Source organism: Kitasatospora sp. NPDC004531, assembly GCF_053602195.1.
This window is the reverse complement of sequence record NZ_JBSGDD010000052.1, coordinates 32,357-53,435: the sequence shown is the minus strand read 5'-3', so window position 1 is coordinate 53,435 and position 21,079 is coordinate 32,357. Positions and strand designations below refer to the sequence as shown.

The following is a 21,079-nucleotide window of genomic DNA, read 5'->3' as shown; positions in this document are numbered from 1 at the left end:
AGGGTGCCGGGCCCGGTCGCGTGCGCCCGCCGGCTCAGACCAGCCGGCGGGCGGTGGCCCAGCGGGTCAGCTCGTGCCGGTTGGACAGCTGGAGCTTGCGCAGCACCGCGGAGACGTGGCTCTCCACCGTCTTCACCGAGATGAACAGCTGCTTGGCGATCTCCTTGTAGGCGTAGCCGCGGGCGATCAGCCGCAGCACCTCGCGCTCGCGCTGGGTGAGCCGGTCGAGGTCCTCGTCCACCGGCGGGGTGTCGGTGGCGGCGAACGCGTCCAGCACGAAGCCGGCCAGCCGGGGCGAGAACACCGCGTCGCCGTCGGAGATCCGGAAGATCGCGTTGACCAGGTCGGTGCCGGTGATGGTCTTGGTGACGTAGCCCCGGGCGCCGCCGCGGATCACGCCGATGACGTCCTCGGCGGCGTCGGAGACCGACAGCGCGAGGAAGCGCACGCCCTCCACGCCCGCCGAGCGGCGCAGCACCTCGACGCCGCCGCCGCCGGGCAGGTGGACGTCGAGCAGCACCACGTCGGGCCGGGTCTCGGCGACCACCCGGACCGCGGACTCCACGTCGTCGGCCTCGCCGACCACGTCGATGCCGGTCTCCTCGGTGCGCCCGATCTCGGCGCGCACGCCGGTACGGAACATCCGGTGGTCGTCCACCAGGACCACCCGGGCACGCCTCTCGGGTGCCGCTGCGTCAGTCATCTGCCGCCCTCTCCATCTCCAGCTCGACCTCGGTCCCGCCGTCCGGCGCGGGCCGCACCCGCGCGGTGCCGCCGTTGCGCCGCATCCGGCCGATGATCGATTCGCGTACGCCCATGCGGTCCTCGGGGAGGTCGTCGGGGTCGAAGCCGGGGCCGTGGTCGCGGACGAACACCGACACCGTCCTCCCCTCCACCTCCGCGTAGACCTGGACCGGTCCCCCGCCACCGTACTTGGCGGCGTTCACCATGGCTTCCCTGGCCGCCTGCATCTGCGAGGCGATCTTCTCGTCCATCGGGCAGTCGCCGACGCAGACCAGTTCCAGGTGGACGCCGTGCCGGTCCTCGACCTCGGCGACGATCGCCCGCAGGTGCTCGGCGAGGGTGTCGGGCGCGGCCTCGGCGGCCGCCTCGGGGCGGTACAGCCACAGGCGCAGTTCGCGTTCCTGGGCGCGCGCCAGCCGCAGCACCTCCTTGGGGTCCTCCGCGCGCCGCTGGATCAGGGTCAGGGTGTGCAGCACCGAGTCGTGGACGTGGGCGGCGATCTCGGCGCGTTCCTGGGCGCGGATGCGGGCGGTGCGCTCGGCGCCGAGGTCCTGCCACATCCGCAGCATGGACGGGCCGGCCAGCACCAGCACACCCGCCACCACGGCCAGCGAGGACTCGATCACCAGCGCGATCGGCGAGGCGACGCCCTGGGTGACGAAGTAGCCGATGATGCCGGCCACCACCAGCAGCACCCCGGCGGCGACCCGCAGGTAGGCGCCCTTGCGGCTGCCCGGCACCAGGCCGAACCAGTTCTGCCAGCGCGAGTCGTCGGCCTGCCGCCACACCAGCGCGACGCCGACGCCGACCGCGAGCAGCGGCCACACGTACGGCTTGGCGGTCTGGATGCCGAGCGCGGACAGCAGCGCCATCACGCCGATGACCAGGCCGATCAGCGCGAACAGCTGGCCGAGGCTGCCGCCGCGCTGCCCGGCGGCCGGAGCGGCGGGGCCGGCGGCGGCGGGGTCCGCGGGGAGCGCACCGGGGGCGCCGTCCTCGCCGTGGAAGGTGCGCTCCAGCAGTTCGCGCAGCCGCCCGAACCGGCCGCCGGCGGCAGCGGCCGGGCCGGGCCGGGCCGCGGCGCCGGGGGCGGCCTCGCCGATGCCGAGCGGCACCACGACCCAGAACGCGGCGTACAGCAGGGTGCCGATGCCCTGCGAGAAGAACAGCACGATGAACGCCAGCCGCACCCAGGTGACGGGCACGCCGAGGTGCACCGACAGGCCCTGGCAGACGCCGCCGAGGATCCGGCCGTGCGGGCTGCGGTAGAGCCGGCGGTAGGGCGGCGCCCCGGCCGGGGCGACGGTCGGGGCGGTCTCGGTGCTTCGGGTCTCGGGTGCGGCCACGGCACCGATGGTCGCAGGTGCCCGGTGCGCGGCGCATCAGGGTCCGGCCCCCACCCGCCCTCAGGGTCGGTTCAGGGTTGCTCCCGGGCTCCGGACGGTTGGGCGGGGCCCCGCGGCCCGGAAGGATGGTGTCCATGACGGACGACCAGATCCCGGGAGAAGCACCGGACGCCCCCGCCGAACCGCGCCCGGCGCTGACCCGTTCCTCCCGGCACCGGGTGGTGGCGGGCGTGTGCGGCGGGCTCGGCCGCTACCTGGACATCGACCCGGTGGTGTTCCGGGTGGTGATCGCGGTGCTCGGCCTGACCGGCGGGCTCGGGTTGTTCCTGTACGGCCTGGCCTGGCTGGTGGTGCCGCGCGAGGCCACCGACGGCGAGGGCGGCCGCACCGAGCTCCAGCGGGTGCTGACCGGCCGGGTGGACGGCCAGTCGGTCGGCGCGGTGCTGCTGACGGTGATCGGCACCGGCGTGTTCTTCTCCTCGATGAACGACGGCGACCAACTGTTCCCACTGCTGCTGCTGGCCGCGCTGGTGTTCCTGGCGCTGCGCTACGACCCGGAGCGCCGGCGGCGCTTCGGCGGCGACGACGACGGGCCGGCGCCGAAGCGCTTCGGCGGCCCGTACGACCGGCTCGACGCGTCCGGCACCTTCGCGGACTGGAAGACCTGGGGCGAGGCGATGAGCCGCGACCTGCGCGGCGAGTGGCAGGCCCGCGCCGCCGACCTGCAGGAGCGGATCGCGGCCCGGCACGAGGAGCGCCCGGCGGACACGCCCCCCACCGGCCCGTCCGGCTACCTGTGGGACCCGCGGCACCCGGAGCGCAACCCGTACGGCGCGACGCCGCCGCCCGGCGCGCCCGCCCAGCCGTGGTGGCAGCGCACCGACCTGCCGGAGGGCGACCCGCTGCGCAAGGAGCAGGCCGAACCCGAGGACTACCGGGCGCGGATGGAACGGAACATGGCGCAGTACCGGGCGGGCGCCGAGGAGCGCCGGCAGGCGCACCGCGAGGCGATGGAGCGGCACCGGGAGAGCGTGCGGCGCCACCGCGAGTGGAAGGCCGAGCGCCGCCGGCAGCGCGGGCGTTCGACGCTGGGCGCGTGGGCGGTGCTGGTGGCGATCGGCGCGTCCTGGTGGGTGGCGGTGAGCGCGCACGGGGACCGCCGCTGGTCGACGGTGCTGGCGGTGGCGCTGCTGCCGCTGGGCCTGGCGATGGTGCTCAGCGCCCGCTGGGGCCGCACCCGCGGGCTGACCTTCCTGGCGCTGCTGGTGACGGCCGGCCTGGTGTTCACGGGCGGCAGCTCGGCGACGGTCGCGGACTCGGTCGGCGACCGGAACTGGACGGCCGCCCCGGGCAGCCTGCACGAGCGGTACACGGCGGGCATCGGCGACGCCCGGCTCGACCTGTCGGCGCTGGACCCGGCGGGCGGCACCGTCGGCACCGAGCTGCGGGTCGGCGTCGGCAACGCGGTGGTGCGGGTGCCGAGCGGGGTGGAGCTGCGGCTGAAGCTGCGCGACGGGGTGGGCTCGGTGAGCCTGCCGGACGGCCAGGACTACAGCGGTCCGGCGGTCAACGAGGACGTGGTGATCCTGGTCCCGGCGGGGCAGCCGTCCAAGGGCGTGCTGGACCTGACGGTGACGATGGGCATCGGTGACATCAGGGTGGAGCGGTGATGAGGAAGCATCAGTTCGATCTGTACGCGCTGGTCGCGGGCGGCCTGTTCACGGCGCTGGCGGTGCTGTACCTGGTGGCGTCGGTGAACGACCAGGAGGTCAACAGCCGGTTCGTGCTGCCGCTGGCGTTCATCGTGCTCGGCGCGGGCGGCCTCGGCGGCGCGCTGGTGGCGGTCTCCAGGCGCGGCCGGGGCGGGGCCCGCGACGACGATCACACGCTGGAGTAGCTAGGCCTGCTGCTGCGGGCCGAGTTCGAGCTGCTCGCCGTTCCGGGTGACGGCGTAGCCGGGCAGCGGCTTGACGGCCGGGCCGTTGATCACCGCGCCGGTGGCGGCGTCGAACGTGGAGCCGTGGCAGGGGCAGTACAGCCGGCCGTCCTTGGGCGGGTTGACCGCGCAGCCGGAGTGGGTGCAGACCGAGGACAGGCCGGCGTACTTCCCGGCGGTCGGCTGGACGATGTACACGGCGTCGCCGCTGGCCGGGTCCTTGACGGTGGCGGAGCCGCCGACCGGGACCTGCGCGGCGGGGACGCTCGGCGCGGGGCCGGCCGGCTGCGGGGCGGGGGCGGCGGGCGCGGCGGTGGCCGTGAGGTCCTCGCGGCCGAAGCCGGCGGTGAGCGAGCCGGACAGCAGGCCGGCGCCGCCCAGCGCGACCGCCGCGATGCCGCCGTCCAGCAGGGCGCGGCGGCGCACCGCGTCCTCGTCGAGACCGCGGGCGCGGTCCCGGGCGGCGCGGGCGGCGAGGTAGCCGTCCACCGACAGGTACGGGGTGCCGGCCAGCAGCAGCGGCGTCCAGGCCAGCAGGTAGGCCAGGTCGTTGCCCAGGTAGTACGGGGTGGTGTGGAAGCTGACGGTCAGCCAGAGGGTGGCGCTGAGCAGCGCGCCGCCGAGGGCGGCGAGCCGGCCCCACAGGCCGAGCAGGGTGCCGAGGCCGACGGCGAGCTCGCCGAAGGCGATCAGCAGGCCGAAGAAGGTGGGGGCGTCCAGGGCGGGGGCGAGCGCCCAGCCGATCGGGCTGCCGGGCTTGGCGGCCTGGGTCTGCGCGTAGAAGGACGCGGCGTCGCCGGCGCCGGCCAGGTAGTGCGCGTCGGAGAGCTTGTCGAAGGCGGCGTAGACGAAGGTCGCGCCGAGGAAGAGCCGCAGCGGCAGCAGCGCGAGCCGCGAGGCCGTCGCCTTCCAGTGGGCGATCCGTGTCGCCGCGTCCCGGCCCTCGTGCAGCCCGGTGCCCGTCCCTGTCGCCATCACTGCCGCCCTCTCCCTGGCGCCCGCCGACCGCCGGCAGGACCGGATCCGATTGTGCCGGGTGCCGCCCGTACATGGCGGCGCCGCCACTCACCTGCCTGCAGGGAGCGGCGGCGCCGTCGTTCGGTCGCCGGTGGGACTACTCCCACTCGATGGTGCCCGGCGGCTTGGAGGTGACGTCCAGCACGACGCGGTTGACGTCCTTGACCTCGTTGGTGATCCGGGTGGAGATCTTCGCCAGCACCTCGTAGGGCAGGCGCGACCAGTCGGCGGTCATGGCGTCCTCGGAGGAGACCGGGCGCAGCACGATCGGGTGACCGTAGGTGCGGCCGTCGCCCTGCACGCCGACCGAGCGGACGTCGGCCAGCAGCACCACGGGGCACTGCCAGATCTCGCTGTCCAGGCCGGCCAGGGTCAGTTCCTCGCGGGCGATGGCGTCGGCCTCGCGGAGCAGGTCCAGGCGCTCCTTGGTGACCTCGCCGACGATCCGGATGCCGAGGCCCGGGCCGGGGAACGGCTGGCGCTGGACGATCTCGGCGGGCAGGCCGAGCTCCTGGCCGACCATCCGGACCTCGTCCTTGAACAGCTTGCGCAGCGGCTCGACCAGCTGGAACTCGAGGTCCTCGGGCAGGCCGCCGACGTTGTGGTGGGACTTGATGTTGGCGGTGCCGGTGCCGCCGCCGGACTCCACCACGTCCGGGTACAGGGTGCCCTGGACCAGGAACTCCACGGCGGGGCCCTCGTCGGCGATGATGTCGGCCTGGGCCTGCTCGAAGACCCGGATGAACTCGCGGCCGATGATCTTGCGCTTGGTCTCGGGGTCGGAGACGCCCTTCAGCGCGGTCAGGAAGCGCTCCTCGGCGTCGACCACGACCAGCTTGACGCCGGTGGCCGCGACGAAGTCCTTCTCGACCTGCTCGGTCTCGCCCTTGCGCATCAGGCCGTGGTCGACGTAGACGCAGGTCAGCCGGTCGCCGATGGCGCGCTGCACCAGGGCGGCGGCGACGGCGGAGTCCACGCCGCCGGACAGGCCGCAGATGGCGCGCTTGTCGCCGACCTGCTCGCGGATCAGCGCGACCTGCTCCTCGACCACGTTGGTGGTGGTCCAGTTCGGGGCGATGCCGGCGCCGCGGTACAGGAAGTGCTCCAGGACCTGCTGGCCGTGCTCGGAGTGCATCACCTCGGGGTGGTACTGCACGCCGTACAGCTTGCGCTCGTCGTTCTCGAACGCGGCGACCGGCACCACGTCGGTGGAGGCGGTGACGGTGAAGCCCTCGGGCGCGGCCGAGCAGGCGTCGCCGTGCGACATCCACACCGAGTGCTTGTCCGGGGTGCCCTCGAACAGGGTGGAGCCGGAGCGGGTGACGGTCAGCGGGGTGCGGCCGTACTCGCGGGCGCCGCTGTTGTCGACGGTGCCGCCGAGGGCGGTGGCCATCAGCTGGAAGCCGTAGCACATGCCGAACACCGGCACGCCGGCCTCGAAGATCGCACGGTCGAGCTGCGGTGCGCCCTCCTCGTACACCGACGACGGACCGCCGGAGAGGATGATCGCCCTGGGGTTCTTGGCGAGCATCTCGTCGACCGGCATGGAGCTCGGCACGATCTCGCTGTAGACCCGCGCCTCACGCACCCGACGGGCGATGAGCTGGGCGTACTGGGCGCCGAAGTCGACGACCAGGACGGTGTCGTTCTCCGGCGGGGACTGGACGGGGGGTACAGAGGACACGAACGGCCTTCCGGCGGCGGTACAAAAGGGGTGTCGCCATCGAGTCTACCGGGAGCGTTTCACCCGACTGCCCGCCGCGCTGCCCGTGACCGCGCCGGGTGGCGAATCGTTGCACCGGGCGGCCGTACGAGACGCCGGCATCCTCCAGGTGCGGGCGGGGCGTGCGGCGACCACGCGTGGATCTTCTCCGGTCCACCGGGTGCGCGTGGCGGGCACGGGCCCGCCGTGGGACCGCGCCCCGGTGCCGCGGTCGGGTCAGCAGGGGACAGCGACCCCGTCCGCGACCGGGCGGACCCGGGGTGTGGCGGCCGGTACCGGTGCCGGCCGCCACACATCGGCCGACCGCCCGCTCCGGCGTACGCCCCGGTACGCCTCGCAAGCCACTATCACCGTCAGTGACCGCCCCGGCCGGGCGGCCGCGGCGCCGCCCGGCGCCGTGTCCTGTTCCGGCCTCGGTCGAATTTGCGTCGAATCGGTTGCACGGCACGGCACTCGTCCAGGACGATGACTGCTGGGACGGGGGGCCACCACACACCCGCCCCGCTCTCGGGCCGCCGCGCGAACGGCCCGTCTCTCACGCTCCGTGAGGCCCACCCGGCTTCCGGCGTGCTCTCGACCATCTCTCCCCGACGGCGCTCCTCCCCCGGCGCCGTCACTCAGCACCGGCGCGGCCCTGACGCCGTGTGCTGACCGACAAAGGGCCCCGTTCCCCCGCGGGGCCCTTTGCCCGTTCCGGGCTCAGCCCGCGTCGGGCCGCCGGTAGGCGGCGTGCGAGTCCAGCACGTCGATGCGGCCGACCGTCGGCCGGTGCTCCTCGACGACCAGTTCGACCAGCCCGGACGCGCCTTCCGGCTCGCCCGTCGCCTGCGCGGGCAGCGGCGCGGACAGCGGGACGGGGGTGCGGCGCACCGCGTCGAGCACGGCGGGCACCAGCAGCGCGCCGAACACCGCCCAGGCCGCGGCGGCCGGCAGCACCGTGGCCAGCGACCAGCCGACCACGTCGGTCCGGCCGTCGTGCACCTCGCCCTTGATGGCGCTGTGGTCGCTCAGCCAGGTCGAGGTGCCGAGCACCAGCGCGGCGGTCAGCGCGGCGTACAGCACCGCCAGTCGGGCCCGGTCCAGCTGGGTGAGCCGGCCGCGGTGCGCGGACCAGCCGAGCGCCAGCGCCGCCAGCAGCACCGGCAGCACCGCCAGCCACCACTGGCCGCCGTGCCCGCCGAGGTCGTACAGCGCGAAGGAGTCCTGGCGGGTGCCGGTCAGGAGGTCCAGGCGGCCCCGGGCGCCGGTGCCGATGCCGAACAGCTGCACGCCGTTGTTGACCGCCAGCGCCCGGAAGTCGGACAGCGCGAACGGCCGGTCCGCCACCACCTGCATCACCACCGACACCACGGTGAGCAGCGCCAGCAGGCCGCCGACCACCCGCGCCGCGTGCTGCCAGGCCAGCAGCCAGCCGCCCAGCAGGCGGCGGCGCGCGGCCTCCGCGCGCAGCGCGCCCTGCCCGTCCACGGCCAGCACCACCGCGGCGGCGGCCAGGAACGCGGACACTCCGAGCGGCACCATCGCCGGGCCGGTGGTGACGTCGGTGCTGAGTTCGAGCGCCTCCAGGTCCTTGTGCGAGCTGCCGGAGGAGATCCAGCCCAGCACGAGCGCCGCCGCGGCCGACAGCGCGCCGGTGCGCAGCGCCTGCGCGCCGGCGGCGAGCCCGGTCGGCTCGGCGGCGCCGGCGGCGGCGCGGGCCCGGGCGGCGAGCCGCTGGCCGAGCCAGAGCAGCGCCAGCCAGCCGAGGGCCACCGCGTACGGCAGCACGTGGATGGTCGCGGTGGCGGTGCCGTAGGTGCTGGTGCTGGTGCTCCTCCAGGGCGCGCCGAAGGCGGTGAGGGTGAGCTGGAGCCACATCTGGAAGGTGTGGGTGGTCCAGTTCACCGCCGGGTCGTCCTGCACGCCGCCGACGTCGCGGCCGCCGACGGTGCTGCCGAGCACGGCCAGCACCACCAGCAGCGCGGTCGGCGCGAGCAGCACCCGGCCGGCGGTCAGCCAGCCCCGGGACGGCGTCGGCCACTGCCGGTCCTGGTGGACCCGCCCGGCGCCCCACGGGGAGGGGCCGGCGGTGTCGTCGGCCACCACCTCGCCGATCGCGGACGGCGGTGCTCCGAGCGGTCGCCCGCAGTTCGCGCAGGTCGCCACGGCGCCGGCGACGGCGGCGCCGCAGGACGGGCAGATGGGCATGACGGTCCCCCCGGGGATGGTTCGTGCATCGGGTGCCCGTTTATCCCACCGGCCGTCGCGGGATGTCAATCGGCCTCGACCGGCCTCAGTCGGCCTTGCGCGGCACCTTCGGCACGGCCAGCAGCGGCAGTCGCAGCGCCCCGAACGCCCCCTCGGGCACGGCGGGCCGGTGCGGCCGCACCGCCCGGACCGGCCGGTACGCCTCGCCCTGCGCGGGGCGCGGGTCGGCCTCGCCGCGGTTGGGCCACATCGACATGGCGCGCTCGGCCTGCGCGGTGATCGTCAGCGACGGGTTGACGCCGAGGTTGGCGGAGACCGCGGAGCCGTCGACCACGCTGATCCCCGGGTAGCCGTACAGCCGGTGGTAGGGGTCGACGACGCCGGCCTCGGCGCTGTCGCCGATCGGGCAGCCGCCGAGGAAGTGCGCGGTCAGCGGGATGTCGAAGATCTCGCCGACGGTGGAGCCGGGGAAGCCGTTGATGGACGCGGCGAGCGCCCGCGCGCCCTCCTCCGCCGCCGGGATGAAGTTCGGGTTGGGCGCGCCGTGGCCCTGCCGGGAGGTCAGCTTCCCGTTCTTCAGCGAGACCGTCAGCGAGTTGTCCAGCGACTGCATGACCAGGCCGATGATCGTCTTCTCCGACCACCGGTGCTGGTTCATCGACTGCGCGAAGATCCACGGGTGCCGGGCCGCCGTCCCCAGGTAGCGCAGCCAGCGCGGCCCCCGCCCGGCACCGCTGACCTGCTGGATCGACAGCGCGCCCATCGCGTTCGAGCCGCGGCCGTAGCGGACCGGCTCGATGTGGGTGTTCTCGTCGGGGTGCACGGACGAGGTGATGGCCACGCCCCGGGTGAAGTCGACCCGCTCCCCGTAGCGCCGGTCGGAGGTCTGCGCGCCCACCAGCGCCTCGGAGTTGGTGCGGGTGAGGTGGCCCAGCTTGGCGGAGATCCGGGGCAGCAGCCCGCCCTCGCGCATCCGGTGCAGCAGCGTCTGGGTGCCGTAGGTGCCGGCCGCGACCACCACCCGCTCGGCGGTGACGGTGCGGGCCCCGGCCTTCTTGGCCCGCCGGGTGCGGGCGTCGGTGGGCAGCACGTCCACCGCGTAGCCGTCGCCGTGCGGGCGCAGCCGCTTCACGGTGGTCAGCGGCAGGATCTCCGCGCCGGCCCGCTCCGCCAGGTACAGGTAGTTCTCGGTGAGCATGTTCTTCGCGCCGTGCCGGCAGCCCGTCATGCACTCGCCGCACTCGGTGCACGCCCTGCGCTTCGGGCCGGCCCCGCCGAAGTACGGGTCGTCGACCTCGTCGCCGGGCGCGGCCTTGGCCTCGCCGGCGCCGTCCCGGCCGTCGCCGAAGAACACCCCGACGGGCGCCAGGTGGAAGGTGTCGCCGCAGCCCATCGCCTCGGCGGCGGCCTTCAGGTGCACGTCGGAGGGCGTCATGGTCGGGTTGAGCCGCACCCCGAGCATCCGCTGCGCCTGGTCGTAGAACGGGGCCAGTTCGGCCTGCCAGTCGGTGATGTGCCGCCACTGCCGGTCCTCGAAGAACGGCTTCGGCGGCACGTACAGGGTGTTGGCGTAGTTCAGCGAGCCGCCGCCGACGCCCGCCCCGGCCAGGATCAGCACGTTGCGCAGCAGGTGGATGCGCTGGATGCCGTACAGGCCGGCGGCCGGCGCCCACAGGTAGTCGCGGGTGGCCCAGGACGTGCGGGGCAGCTCGTCCCGGCCGAACCTGCGCCCGGCCTCCAGGACGGCGACCCGGTAGCCCTTCTCGGTCAGCCGCAGCGCGGCGACCGAGCCGCCGAAGCCCGAACCGACCACCACGACGTCGTAGTCGAACGACACTGCCCCTCCTCGATCAACGGCCCTGCTACTTCAGGCGGAACGCCTTCATGACCTTCAGGCCGGTGGTGAAGAACTCGGCGAACTTCCGGTCGTCCATGCCCATCGACGGGCCGATCGGCAGCAGCCGCTGCACCGCGATGGTCTGCGCCTCGGTGTAGCGCAGGATGCCCTCCGCGCCGTGCCGCCGGCCGAGCCCCGAGTCGCCCATGCCGCCCATCGGCGAGGCCACCGACCCGTACGCGGCGGCGTACGCCTCGTTCACGTTGACGGTGCCGGTGCGCAGCCGGGCCGCGACCTTGCGGCCCCGGCCGGTGTCCTTGGTCCACACGCTGGAGTTCAGGCCGTACGGGGTGGCGTTGGCGGCGGCGACCGCCTCGTCCTCGGTGTCGAAGCGGTAGACCGACACCACCGGCCCGAAGGTCTCCTCCGCGCACACCGCCATCTCGGGGGTGACGCCGTCCAGGATGGTCGGCTCGAAGAACAGCGGCCCGAGGTCCGGGCGGGCCTGCCCGCCGGCCACCACCGTCGCCCCGGCCTTCACCGCCTCCTCGACGTGCCGGGTCACCGTCTCCAGCTGACGGGCCGACACCAGCGAGCCCATGTCCGCGCCGTACGCCAGGCCGCCGCCCAGGCGCAGCGCGGAGGTCCTCTCGGCGAACTTCGCCAGGAACGCGTCCGCCACCGACCGGTGCACGTACAGCCGCTCGATCGAGATGCACAGCTGCCCGGCGGAGGAGAAGCACGCCCGCACCGCGCCCGCCGCCGCCTTGTCCAGGTCGGCGTCGGACAGCACCAGCATGGCGTTCTTGCCGCCCAGTTCCAGCGACGCCCCGACCAGCCGCTCGGCGGCCCGTCGGGCCACGTCCCGGCCGGTGCGGGTGGAGCCGGTGAACGCCACGTAGTCGGCGCGCTCCACCACCTGGGGGCCCACCACCGGGCCGTCGCCCAGCACGATCTGCCACACCTGCGGCGGCAGCCCCGCCTCGACGAACAGCTCGCGCGCCCACAGGGCGGTCAGCGCGGTCTGGGTGTCCGGCTTGTTCACCACCGCGTTGCCCGCGACCAGCGCCGGCAGCGCGTCGCCGACCGACAGCTCCAGCGGGTAGTTCCACGGCGAGATCTGCCCGACCACGCCCTTGGGCCGGCGCGCCTCCACGGCGCTGGTCAGCACCGGCAGCGCCCCGCCCCGGCGGCGGTCGCGCAGGTACGCGGGCGCCGTCCGGCCGTAGTGCCGGGCCGCCGAGGCGACCGCCATGACCTCCTCGAACGCGTGCAGCCGGGCCTTGCCGGTCTCCGCCTGGATGAGGTCCAGCACCTCGTCCTGCCGCCGCAGCAGCAGGTCGTGGAAGCGCAGCAGCACGCCCGCCCGCTGCCGCACCGACAGTGCCGCCCAGGCCGACTGCGCCCGCCGCGCCTCGGTGAACGCCCGCTCCACGTCCGCCGTCCCGGACACCGGCAGCGTCGCCAGCACCTCCCCGGTCAGCGGCGCGACGGTCTCGGCGATCTCGTCGCCGGACGCCGTGACGCCCTTCGCCAACCGCGCCACCACCGCCCCCGGAACCGCCGAAGCGACCGTACGCGCCCCACCCTTGGCCGCAGGATTGCGCCGCATCTGGCCCGTGCTCTCCGTCATGCGGGCAGCCTAGGCGCTCGGCCCGCGCTTGTGTACCCGCCGGTAACACATTTGCGCCCAGGGGCGCGAGGAACTGCGCGAAGCGGAAGGCACCTGTCGGCAAGATCGCGCCACGAGCAATCACTTGCACGTGGCCGCGACCCTGCGCTGTCGGCTCATTTCGTCGGCACGAAGTTGTTCAGCACCGTCGTGAAGCGCCGCAGGCTCTGCGTCCAGTCCTTCTCCGGCCCCGACACGTACACCGCGAACGACGTCCCGTCACTGCGCCGGAACTCGACCTCCTTCGCGTGCCGCCGGCCCCCCGTCGTCCCGGTGAAGCTGAACTCCCAGACCGCGCCCTCCTGGTCGTTGATCTTCGCGGCGGCCAGCGTGGTGGTCCGGAAGTCCTTGAGGCTCTTGCTGAGCGAGGCCTCCATCTGCAGCAGGTGCTCCTGCGGGGCGAGCGGCTGACCGACCGTCACCGCGAACTGCAGGTAGTGGTCGCGGTCGTCGGGCGAGTAGTAGATCTGCGCGTTGGTCTCGCTGCGCACCCAGGTGCCGTCGGTGGGCAGCAGGAAGCGGAAGCCCGCCGGGTCGTCCTGCCAGATGTAGCCGGCCGGCGCGGGCCCCTGCCCGTTGACCGGACCGGGGGCGGGGTCGGGGCCCGGGTCGACCGCCCGGGCCTTGTGCCGGTGGCTCAGGTAGTACCCGCCGCCGCCGGCCGCGACCAGCACCAGGACGGCCGCCAGCACCGTCAGCACCCGCCGCTTGCGCCCGCGCCGGACGGGGGCCGCCGGGGCCGCCGTCCCGTCGGCGCCGCGCTGCTGCGGCACCTGGGGCGGTGTCGCCGACTCCTCCGCCTCGGGCTCGGGTTCGGCTTCGGGTTCGACCCGGTCCACCACCGGCACCACCTGGGTGGGCAGCCGGGCCTCGCCGGCCTGCTGCGGGACGCGCATGCTGACGGTGTGTCCGGAGGCGACCTCGCGGAGCATCTTCGCGGCCTCGTCGGCGCTGGGCCGCTCCGCCGGGTCCTTGGCCATCAGCGCGGCGAGCACCGGCCCGAGTCCGGCCGCCCGGCGGGACTCCGGCAGCGGCTCGTCGACCACCGCGGCGAGGGTGCCGAGCGGGCTGTCGCGGCGGAACGGCGACTGGCCCTCGACGGCGTGGAACAGCGTCGCGCCGAGCGCCCACAGGTCGGACGCGGGCCCGGGCCGCTGGCCCTGGGCGCGTTCGGGGGCCAGGTAGTCGGGCGAGCCGACCAGGTCGCCGGGGCGGGTGATGTCCATCGCGCCCTCGAACTTGGCGATGCCGAAGTCGAGCAGCACGACCCGCCCGCTGCCGTGTTCGAGCAGCACGTTGGCGGGCTTGACGTCCCGGTGCAGCACGCCGAGCTGGTGGCCGCGGTGCAGGGCGGCGAGCACCTGGAGGCCGACGTCGGCGGCCTCACGGGGCGTCAGGGTGCCGTCCTGGCTGATCACGTCGGACAGCGCGCGCCCGTCGACGAGCTCCATCACGATCCACGGCCGGCCGTCCTGTTCGAGCACGTCGTGGATGGTGATGACGCCCGGGTGCTTGATCCGGGCGGCGGCCCGGGCCTCGCGCTTCATCCGGGACTGGAGTATCTCCAGGTCCTCCTCCGAGAGGTGGCTGACCGTCAACTCCTTGACGGCGACCTCCCGGTCCAGCATCTCGTCCCTGGCCCGCCAGACGGTCCCCATCCCGCCGCGTCCCAGTCGCTCGCCGAGCGCGTACCGCCCGGCCAGCAGACGGCCGGTCGACTGGTCCTGTGCGCCCATGACCGTCCCCCCTTCAATGACCCCCCACCGCCGGTCGGACGAGGTCGTGGCACACCGCGTGCCTGCTCGCACCGGCGGTTCGAAGGCAAGCCTAGGCTGCGCGGGGCCGCTCGGGAATCGCACCCCGGGTGGCGAATCGCACCGTGATCGGCCGCTTTCAGCCTGCGACCACGACGATCCCGACGATCGCCGCGACCATCAGCACCAGCACCGCCACCAGCACCAGCGGCCCGAGCAGGCGTGCCGGGATCCGGGACGGCTTCCCGGCCTGCGCGCCGCCCTGACGGTCCGTCGGCGGACGCTTCCGCGGCCGGGCGCCGCGCGGCCGCAGCGCCGGCGGCGGGGCCTCGACCCGGACCACCGGCAGTGGCGTCTCCGGTCGGCCGTCCGGGTGCGGCTCGGGCGCGAACACCAGCAGCTCGCGCAACTCCCGCTGGACGGTCGCCGCGTCGGGCCGGGCCGCGGCGTCCGGGCGCAGCAGCCGCTCCACCAGGGGCCGCAGCGGGCCGCACCGCTCGGCGGAGTGGTGGCGGCCGTCGCGGACGGCGGCGAGCAGCGTCGGCAGGTCGTGCTCCGGGTACGGGCCGTGGCCGGTGAGCAGGCGGTACAGCAGGACGCCGAGGGCCCAGGTGTCGGCGGGCGCGCCCGGATCGATCGCCCAGCGCTCGGCGAGCGGTCCGAGCATGAGCGCGCGCGTCTCGTACACCCGGCGCGGCACCTCGCCGCCGAGCGCCGCGCACAGTTCCTCCTCGGCGGCGCCCAGCAGCAGGCCGCCGAGCATCGCCGCACCGTCCTCGCAGATCAGCACGGTGCGGGCGGTGACGTTGCCGTGGGTGAGCCCGGCCTCGTGCGCGGCCCGCAGCGCCCCGGCCAGGTCGGCGCCGATCTCGGCGACCCGGTACGGCGGCAGCGGGCCCTCGGCGAGCAGCTGCTCCAGCGGCGCCCCGGCGACCGACTCCTCGGCCACCCACAGCAGTTCGCCCTCGGGCCCGGCGGCGAGGCCACGCAGCAGCCGCGGATGGGCGGGCGCGGCGGCGGCGACCTGCGCCACCCGGGCGGTCAGCCGCGGCCCGTACCCGGGGCCGGGCCCGTCGACGGGCCGACCGGGGCTCAGCAGTTCGGGCAGCTCCAGGGCGAACAGCCGCACCCGGGCGCCGCTGTGCCCGTCCACCGCGGGCACGCCGACTTCGTCCTCCGGACGGTCCGTCACCCGGTACCGCCCGGCCACCACCTGCCCCGGGGCCGTTCGCATGCCTGTTCCTCACGCCGTCGTCCCGCCAGCCTACGGCCCCGGGGCGCGCCCGCCACCTCCCGGTGCGGCCTTTCAACTCGCTTGCCCCTCCCGGCGGAACGGCCCGAACGGCCGCTACGGCGCGGGCTGGAAGCTTTCGAAGGAGATCCGCCGGGCCAGCGAGCCGTCCGGCGCGGACCAGACGGCCTCCGGCATGGTCCAGTAGATGGCGTAGCCGTACTTGCCGCCGCCGGTGACGAAGCCGCGGTTCAGCGAGTGCAGCAGGGTGCCGCTCTTGCCGGTGTACGTCCACTCCCAGTCGGCGGCGTTGCTCCAGTCCCGGTAGGCCACCGTCTCGACCCGGATCCGGCGGTAGTCGGTCATCTTCGCGGAGCGGTCGGCCGCCTGCCAGTCCTTGAGCGCGCTGTCCCCGGCGGGCGACTGCCAGTCGACCACCAGCCGCAGCCCGTTGCCCTCGAAGCGCCGGCTGGTGGAGCGGTAGTCCGGGCCCTGGTCGGTCATCCACTCGGGCAGCGTGATGCTGAAACCGGACGGGTCCTTGTACACCCGGTACCCGTCGGGCACCTGACCGGGCGTCATCGACGGGCCGGCCTGCTCCGAGGGCCCCGCCGAGGCGGTGCCGCTCGGGCTCGCGCTCGGGCCGGTGCTCGGGGACGGCGAGGGGCTGGTGGTCGGCTCCCCGGCCGTCGCGGGGGTGCCGCGCCCGTCCGCCGCGTTCGCCCCGCCGCCCTTCTCGCCGGGCCACAGCACCACCAGCGCGGCGACCAGCGCCAGCACGGCGGCGACCGCCGCGACGGTCAGCAGGGCGCGCCGCCGGGACGCGCCGGCGCGCTGCACCACGGCGGTGTCCGCGCCGGCGGCGGGGTCGGCGGGCAGCGCCCGGGTCGCGGTCTCGGCGGCCGGCGGCGCGGGCGGCGCCACGGCGGCGGGGCGCTTCGGCTCGGGCAGCGGCTTGCCGTCGACGATCCGCCGCAGCAGCTCCCGCGCGGTGTCGGCGTCCATCCGCTTCGCGGGGTCCTTCTCCAGCAGCCCCTGGATGACGGGCAGCAGCGGCCCGGCGTGGGCGGGCGGCGGCAGCTCCTCGGTCATCACGGCGGTCAGCGTGGCCAGCGCCGAGCCCCGGTCGTACGGCGGGACGCCCTCCACCATCGCGTACAGCGTGCCGCCCAGCGACCACAGGTCGGACGGCGGTCCGGGCCGCTGCCCGCGGGCCCGCTCGGGCGCGATGTACGAGGGCGCGCCGACCAGCATGCCGGTGGAGGTGATCGAGGTGTCGCCCTCGACGCTGGCGATGCCGAAGTCGGTGAGCACGGTGCGCCCGTCCTCGCCGATCAGCACGTTGGACGGCTTCACGTCCCGGTGCAGCACGCCCTGGCTGTGCGCGGCGCCGAGCACGCCGAGCAGGTCCAGCCCGATCGCGGCGGCCCGCTCCGGCGTCAGCGCGCCGTCCTCGCGGACCACGTCGGCCAGCGAGCGGCCGTCGACGAGCTCCATCACGATCCACGGCCGGCCGTCCTCCTCGACCACGTCGAAGACGGTGACGGCGGCGGTGTGCCGGATCCGGGCGGTGGCCTTGGCCTCGCGCAGGGTGCGGACGATCAGCCGGTGCTTCTCGGCCTCGTCGACGGCCCCGGTCATCCGGAGCTCCTTCACCGCGACGATCCGGCCGAGCATCTCGTCCTCGGCCCGCCACACGGTGCCCATGCCGCCGCGGCCGAGCACCTCGCCCAGCCGGTAGCGGTCCGCCAGCAGTCGGCCGGTCGGTTCCTGCGGCTGCGTCATCGGTGCGGTCTCCCCATCGTGTTGCGGCCCTCGCCGGGCGCCCGGACGGGACCTGACGGCATGTCGGACCACCGCGGTCGGCGGTCGCACGCCGGGGCACCATCATCCCCTGCCGTCGCCCTGCCCGGCCACCCACCCCCATCGGGTCCGCGCCCCGCGCGCCCCTTGTGTCCCGTCCGCACCGCCCCGGCGACCGAAAACGACCGGTGCGGACCGACTCCGGTCGACGGCCCGTCCACCCGCCGCGTCGACGCTGTCCAAGCGTCCTTACGCCCTGCTAACCTCTGCGCGCTCTTCACATCATCACTTCGGGGGACTCCACGATGACCACGCCCGACCCGAACAACCCCTACGCCGCCCCGCCGCAGTACCCGAGCGGCCCGGCTCCCTACCCGGCCGGCCAGCCCCCGTACCCGGGCGCCCAGCCCCCGGTCGGCCAGCCCCCGACGGGCCAGCCCCCGTACGCGGGCGCCGCACCGCAGGCCCCCGGCTGGGGCGCCGGCGCTCCCGGCCTGGTGCCGGGCGTCCCGCTGGCCGGCGCCAACGCCGGCCCGAAGAACGTGCCGGGCGCGATCATCGCCGGCCTCGGCGTCGCGCTGGTCGCCGGCCTGCTGTACGGCTTCGTCGTCAAGGCCATCGAGCACGAGTTCTCCTGGCTGGTGATCGGCATCGCCGCCGCCGTCGGCGTCACCGTCGGCAAGATCGGCGGCAAGCACCCGGTCCTGCCGGTGGCCGGCGCGCTGTTCTCGGTGTTCGGCCTGTTCTTCGGCGAGCTGTTCGGCATCGCGCTGATCGTCCACGAGGTGGCCGGGGTCGAGATCACGGCCGTCTTCACCGAGCGCTTCAACCTGCTGATGGACGCCTGGAAGGCGACCTTCGACGTGATGTCCGTGCTGTTCATCGCGATCGGCCTCTTCATGGGCTTCAGCCTCACCGCGAAGTTCGGCAACAACTCCTGACCGAGCGCCGAAAGGGCCCCTGCCGCGTGCGGCAGGGGCCCTTCGTTCGAACGCCGGGATCAGCGCGCGGAGTTGACCGTGACCTCGACCCGCTGGAACTCCTTGAGCTCCGTGTAGCCGGTGGTGGCCATCGCCCGGCGCAGCGCGCCGAACAGGTTCATGGTGCCGTCCGGGGTGTGCGACGGGCCGGTCAGGATCTGCTCGGTCGAGCCGACGGTGCCCAGGTGCACCCGCTTGCCGCGCGGCAGCTCCTCGTGGACGGCCTCCATGCCCCAGTGGTAGCCCTGGCCGGGCGCGTCGGTGGCGCGGGCCAGCGCGGCGCCGATCATCACCGCGTCCGCGCCGCAGGCCACGGCCTTGGGGATGTCGCCGCTGTAGCCGACGCCGCCGTCCGCGATCACGTGCACGTAGCGGCCGCCGGACTCGTCCATGTAGTCGCGGCGGGCGGCCGCGACGTCCGCCACCGCGGTCGCCATCGGCACCTGGATGCCCAGCACGCCCCGGGTGGTGTGCGCGGCGCCGCCGCCGAAGCCGACCAGCACGCCGGCCGCGCCGGTGCGCATCAGGTGCAGCGCGGCGGTGTAGGTGGCGCAGCCGCCGACGATCACCGGGACGTCCAGCTCGTAGATGAACTGCTTCAGGTTCAGCGGCTCGGCGGCGCCCGAGACGTGCTCGGCGGAGACCGTGGTGCCGCGGATCACGAACACGTCGACGCCGGCGTCGACCACGGCCTTGGAGAACTCGGCGGTGCGCTGCGGCGAGAGCGCGGCGGCGGTGACCACACCCGAGTCACGGACCTCCTTGATCCGCTCCTTGATCAGCTCGGCCTTGATCGGCTCGGCGTAGACCTCCTGCAGGCGCCGGGTCGCGTCCGCCTCGTCGGCGATCGAGGCGATCTCCTCCAGCAGCGGCCGCGGGTCCTCGTACCGCGTCCACAGGCCTTCCAGGTTCAGCACGCCCAGGCCGCCCAGCTGCCCGATCGCGATCGCCTGCTGCGGCGACACCACGCTGTCCATCGGCGCCGCGAGGAACGGCAGCTCGAACCGGTAGGCGTCGATCTGCCAGGCGATCGAGACCTCCTTCGGGTCACGCGTACGGCGGCTGGGGACGACGGCGATGTCGTCGAAGGAGTACGCCCGGCGGCCGCGCTTGCCTCGCCCGATCTCGATCTCAGTCACTTCGAGCCCTTCTAGCTGCTTTCCATCTGGCGACCGGGTCACCCCGGCCGCACCCAAGTATCCCGTACTGCCCCTTTGCGCCCCGACAGGGGCGCACCGAACGGCGGGAGCCGCCCGGTCCGCAGTCGAACTGCGGTCCGGGCGGCTCCGGTGCCGAGCGGGTCAGCGCGCGTTGTAGTTCGGCGCCTCGACGGTCATCTGGATGTCGTGCGGGTGGCTCTCCTTGAGGCCCGCCGAGGTGATCCGGACGAACCGGCCCTTGGTCTGCATCTCCTCGACCGACCCGGCGCCGACGTAGCCCATGGTCTGGCGCAGGCCGCCGACCAGCTGGAACAGCACGGCGGACAGCGGGCCGCGGTAGGGCACCTGGCCCTCGATGCCCTCGGCGATCAGCTTCTCGTCCGAGGAGACCTCGGCCTGGAAGTAGCGGTCCTTGGAGAAGGACTTCGCCTGGCCGCGGGTCTGCATCGCGCCCAGCGAGCCCATGCCGCGGTAGGACTTGAACTGCTTGCCGTTGATGAACAGCAGCTCGCCCGGCGACTCCTCGCAGCCGGCCAGCAGCGAGCCCAGCATCACGGTGTCGGCGCCGGCGCACAGCGCCTTGCCGATGTCGCCGGAGTACTGCAGGCCGCCGTCGCCGATGATCGGGACGCCCGCGTCCTGGCAGGCCTGGGCGGCCTCGTAGATCGCGGTGACCTGCGGGACGCCGACGCCGGCGACCACGCGGGTGGTGCAGATCGAGCCGGGGCCGACGCCGACCTTCACGCCGTCCACGCCCGCGTCGATCAGCGCCTGCGCGCCGTCCCGGGTGGCGACGTTGCCGCCGACCACGTCGACCGACACGGCGGACTTGATCTTCGAGATCCAGGCCAGCGCGTTGTGCGAGTGGCCGTGCGAGGTGTCCACCACCAGGAAGTCCACGCCCGCGCCGACCAGCGCCTGGGCGCGGTCGAAGGCCTCGGCGGAGGCGCCGACGGCGGCGCCGACCAGCAGCCGGCCCTCGGCGTCCTTCGCGGCGTTCGGGTACTTCTCCGCCTTGACGAAGTCCTTGACGGTGATCAGGCCCTTGATCCGGCCCTCGTCGTCGACCAGCGGCAGCTTCTCGATCTTGTGGCGGCGCAGCAGCGCGATCGCGTCCTCGCCGGAGATGCCGACCTTGCCGGTGATCAGCGGCATCGGCGTCATGATCTCGGCGACCTTGCGGCTGCGGTCGGTCTCGAAGGCCATGTCGCGGTTGGTGACGATGCCCAGCAGCTTGCCGTCCGGGTTGGCGACCGGCACACCGGAGATCCGGAACCGGGCGCACAGCGCGTCGGCCTCGGCCAGGGTGGCCTCCGGGCCGACGGTGATCGGGTCGGTCACCATGCCGGACTCGGAGCGCTTCACCAGGTCGACCTGGTTGACCTGGTCCTCGATCGACAGGTTGCGGTGCAGGACGCCGACGCCGCCCTGCCGGGCCATCGCGATCGCCATCCGCGACTCGGTGACCTTGTCCATCGCGGCCGACAGCAGCGGGATGTTGACCCGCACGTTCCGGGAGATCCGCGAGGAGGTGTCGACCTGGTTGGGCAGCACCTCGGAAGCCCCGGGCAGCAGCAGGACGTCGTCGTACGTGAGTCCGAGCATCGCGAACTTCTCGGGTACGCCGGCGGCGTTGTAAGACATGGGGAACCTTCCGTGGCGGGCCGTCGTTCTGCGCACGGGCGCCCG

15 protein-coding genes and 1 pseudogene are annotated in these 21,079 nt (G+C 74.4%); 3 read left to right on the top strand and 13 right to left on the bottom strand.

Annotation, left to right across the window (positions count from 1 at the left end; all coding sequences use genetic code 11):
- Window positions 1–34: 34 nt before the first annotated feature.
- Window positions 35–703 carry a LuxR C-terminal-related transcriptional regulator gene (locus ACWEMJ_RS21145; RefSeq protein WP_452138619.1) on the bottom strand — a complete coding sequence of 223 codons (669 nt, stop codon included), beginning with the start codon at window positions 701–703 and terminating at the stop codon, window positions 35–37.
- On the bottom strand, window positions 696–2,090 hold the full coding sequence (locus ACWEMJ_RS21140; protein WP_452138618.1) for a PspC domain-containing protein: 1,395 nt from the start codon (window positions 2,088–2,090) through the stop codon (window positions 696–698). Before ACWEMJ_RS21140 ends, ACWEMJ_RS21145 begins: the two co-directional genes overlap by 8 nt.
- Window positions 2,091–2,224: 134 nt before the next feature.
- Here ACWEMJ_RS21140 and ACWEMJ_RS21135 point away from each other — a divergent pair, with 134 nt between their 5' ends.
- On the top strand, window positions 2,225–3,760 hold the full coding sequence (locus ACWEMJ_RS21135; protein ID WP_452138617.1) for a PspC domain-containing protein: 1,536 nt from the start codon (window positions 2,225–2,227) through the stop codon (window positions 3,758–3,760).
- Window positions 3,760–3,987 (top strand): hypothetical protein, encoded by a 228-nt coding sequence (locus tag ACWEMJ_RS21130; protein ID WP_452138616.1) that lies wholly within the window; start codon window positions 3,760–3,762, stop codon window positions 3,985–3,987. The genes ACWEMJ_RS21135 and ACWEMJ_RS21130 overlap by 1 nt, the downstream gene beginning before the upstream one ends.
- On the opposite strand, the gene ACWEMJ_RS21125 is transcribed toward ACWEMJ_RS21130, so the two are convergent.
- The 9 genes and pseudogenes from ACWEMJ_RS21125 to ACWEMJ_RS21085 form a co-directional block, all read right to left on the bottom strand.
- Complete coding sequence (locus tag ACWEMJ_RS21125; RefSeq protein ID WP_452138620.1) at window positions 3,988–4,452, bottom strand: QcrA and Rieske domain-containing protein; 465 nt, start codon at window positions 4,450–4,452, stop codon at window positions 3,988–3,990.
- 21 nt (window positions 4,453–4,473) lie between these two features.
- A pseudogene (locus ACWEMJ_RS21120) lies at window positions 4,474–5,001 on the bottom strand (DoxX family membrane protein); the annotation flags it as partial.
- Between the two features lie 139 nt (window positions 5,002–5,140).
- On the bottom strand, window positions 5,141–6,727 hold the full coding sequence (guaA, locus tag ACWEMJ_RS21115; protein WP_452138615.1) for a glutamine-hydrolyzing GMP synthase: 1,587 nt from the start codon (window positions 6,725–6,727) through the stop codon (window positions 5,141–5,143).
- A 738-nt stretch (window positions 6,728–7,465) separates the two neighbouring features.
- Window positions 7,466–8,953, bottom strand: coding sequence for a hypothetical protein (locus ACWEMJ_RS21110; protein ID WP_452138614.1), 1,488 nt, complete (start codon window positions 8,951–8,953; stop codon window positions 7,466–7,468).
- A gap of 85 nt (window positions 8,954–9,038) precedes the next feature.
- Window positions 9,039–10,790 (bottom strand): GMC oxidoreductase, encoded by a 1,752-nt coding sequence (locus ACWEMJ_RS21105; protein ID WP_452138613.1) that lies wholly within the window; start codon window positions 10,788–10,790, stop codon window positions 9,039–9,041.
- A gap of 25 nt (window positions 10,791–10,815) precedes the next feature.
- Complete coding sequence (locus tag ACWEMJ_RS21100) at window positions 10,816–12,423, bottom strand: succinic semialdehyde dehydrogenase (RefSeq protein WP_452138612.1); 1,608 nt, start codon at window positions 12,421–12,423, stop codon at window positions 10,816–10,818.
- Window positions 12,424–12,578: 155 nt separating this feature from the next.
- The gene (locus ACWEMJ_RS21095; protein ID WP_452138611.1) at window positions 12,579–14,198 is read right to left on the bottom strand and encodes a serine/threonine-protein kinase; all 1,620 of its coding nucleotides are present in this window, start codon (window positions 14,196–14,198) and stop codon (window positions 12,579–12,581) included.
- Window positions 14,199–14,355: 157 nt separating this feature from the next.
- The gene (locus tag ACWEMJ_RS21090) at window positions 14,356–15,450 is read right to left on the bottom strand and encodes a protein kinase (RefSeq protein WP_452138610.1); all 1,095 of its coding nucleotides are present in this window, start codon (window positions 15,448–15,450) and stop codon (window positions 14,356–14,358) included.
- A 114-nt stretch (window positions 15,451–15,564) separates the two neighbouring features.
- On the bottom strand, window positions 15,565–17,232 hold the full coding sequence (locus tag ACWEMJ_RS21085) for a serine/threonine-protein kinase (RefSeq protein ID WP_452138609.1): 1,668 nt from the start codon (window positions 17,230–17,232) through the stop codon (window positions 15,565–15,567).
- Window positions 17,233–17,555: 323 nt separating this feature from the next.
- On the opposite strand from ACWEMJ_RS21085, the gene ACWEMJ_RS21080 reads away from it, so the two are divergent.
- Window positions 17,556–18,191 (top strand): hypothetical protein, encoded by a 636-nt coding sequence (locus ACWEMJ_RS21080; protein ID WP_452138608.1) that lies wholly within the window; start codon window positions 17,556–17,558, stop codon window positions 18,189–18,191.
- A gap of 59 nt (window positions 18,192–18,250) precedes the next feature.
- Here ACWEMJ_RS21080 and ACWEMJ_RS21075 read toward each other — a convergent pair whose 3' ends face one another.
- Entirely contained in the window at window positions 18,251–19,369 is a 1,119-nt protein-coding gene (locus ACWEMJ_RS21075; protein ID WP_452138607.1) for a GuaB3 family IMP dehydrogenase-related protein, read from the bottom strand.
- A 162-nt stretch (window positions 19,370–19,531) separates the two neighbouring features.
- Entirely contained in the window at window positions 19,532–21,034 is a 1,503-nt protein-coding gene (gene guaB / locus ACWEMJ_RS21070; protein ID WP_452138606.1) for an IMP dehydrogenase, read from the bottom strand.
- Window positions 21,035–21,079: the final 45 nt, after the last annotated feature.

Coding starts and splice junctions, on each gene's coding strand:
- ACWEMJ_RS21095 (WP_452138611.1), bottom strand. CDS start 14,198: ATGGGCGCACAGGACCAGTCGACCGGCCGTCTGCTGGCCGGGCGGTAC.
- ACWEMJ_RS21135 (WP_452138617.1), top strand. CDS start 2,225: ATGACGGACGACCAGATCCCGGGAGAAGCACCGGACGCCCCCGCCGAA.
- guaB (WP_452138606.1), bottom strand. CDS start 21,034: ATGTCTTACAACGCCGCCGGCGTACCCGAGAAGTTCGCGATGCTCGGA.
- ACWEMJ_RS21100 (WP_452138612.1), bottom strand. CDS start 12,423: ATGACGGAGAGCACGGGCCAGATGCGGCGCAATCCTGCGGCCAAGGGT.
- ACWEMJ_RS21145 (WP_452138619.1), bottom strand. CDS start 703: ATGACTGACGCAGCGGCACCCGAGAGGCGTGCCCGGGTGGTCCTGGTG.
- ACWEMJ_RS21080 (WP_452138608.1), top strand. CDS start 17,556: ATGACCACGCCCGACCCGAACAACCCCTACGCCGCCCCGCCGCAGTAC.
- ACWEMJ_RS21110 (WP_452138614.1), bottom strand. CDS start 8,953: ATGCCCATCTGCCCGTCCTGCGGCGCCGCCGTCGCCGGCGCCGTGGCG.
- ACWEMJ_RS21130 (WP_452138616.1), top strand. CDS start 3,760: ATGAGGAAGCATCAGTTCGATCTGTACGCGCTGGTCGCGGGCGGCCTG.
- ACWEMJ_RS21085 (WP_452138609.1), bottom strand. CDS start 17,232: ATGACGCAGCCGCAGGAACCGACCGGCCGACTGCTGGCGGACCGCTAC.
- ACWEMJ_RS21090 (WP_452138610.1), bottom strand. CDS start 15,450: ATGCGAACGGCCCCGGGGCAGGTGGTGGCCGGGCGGTACCGGGTGACG.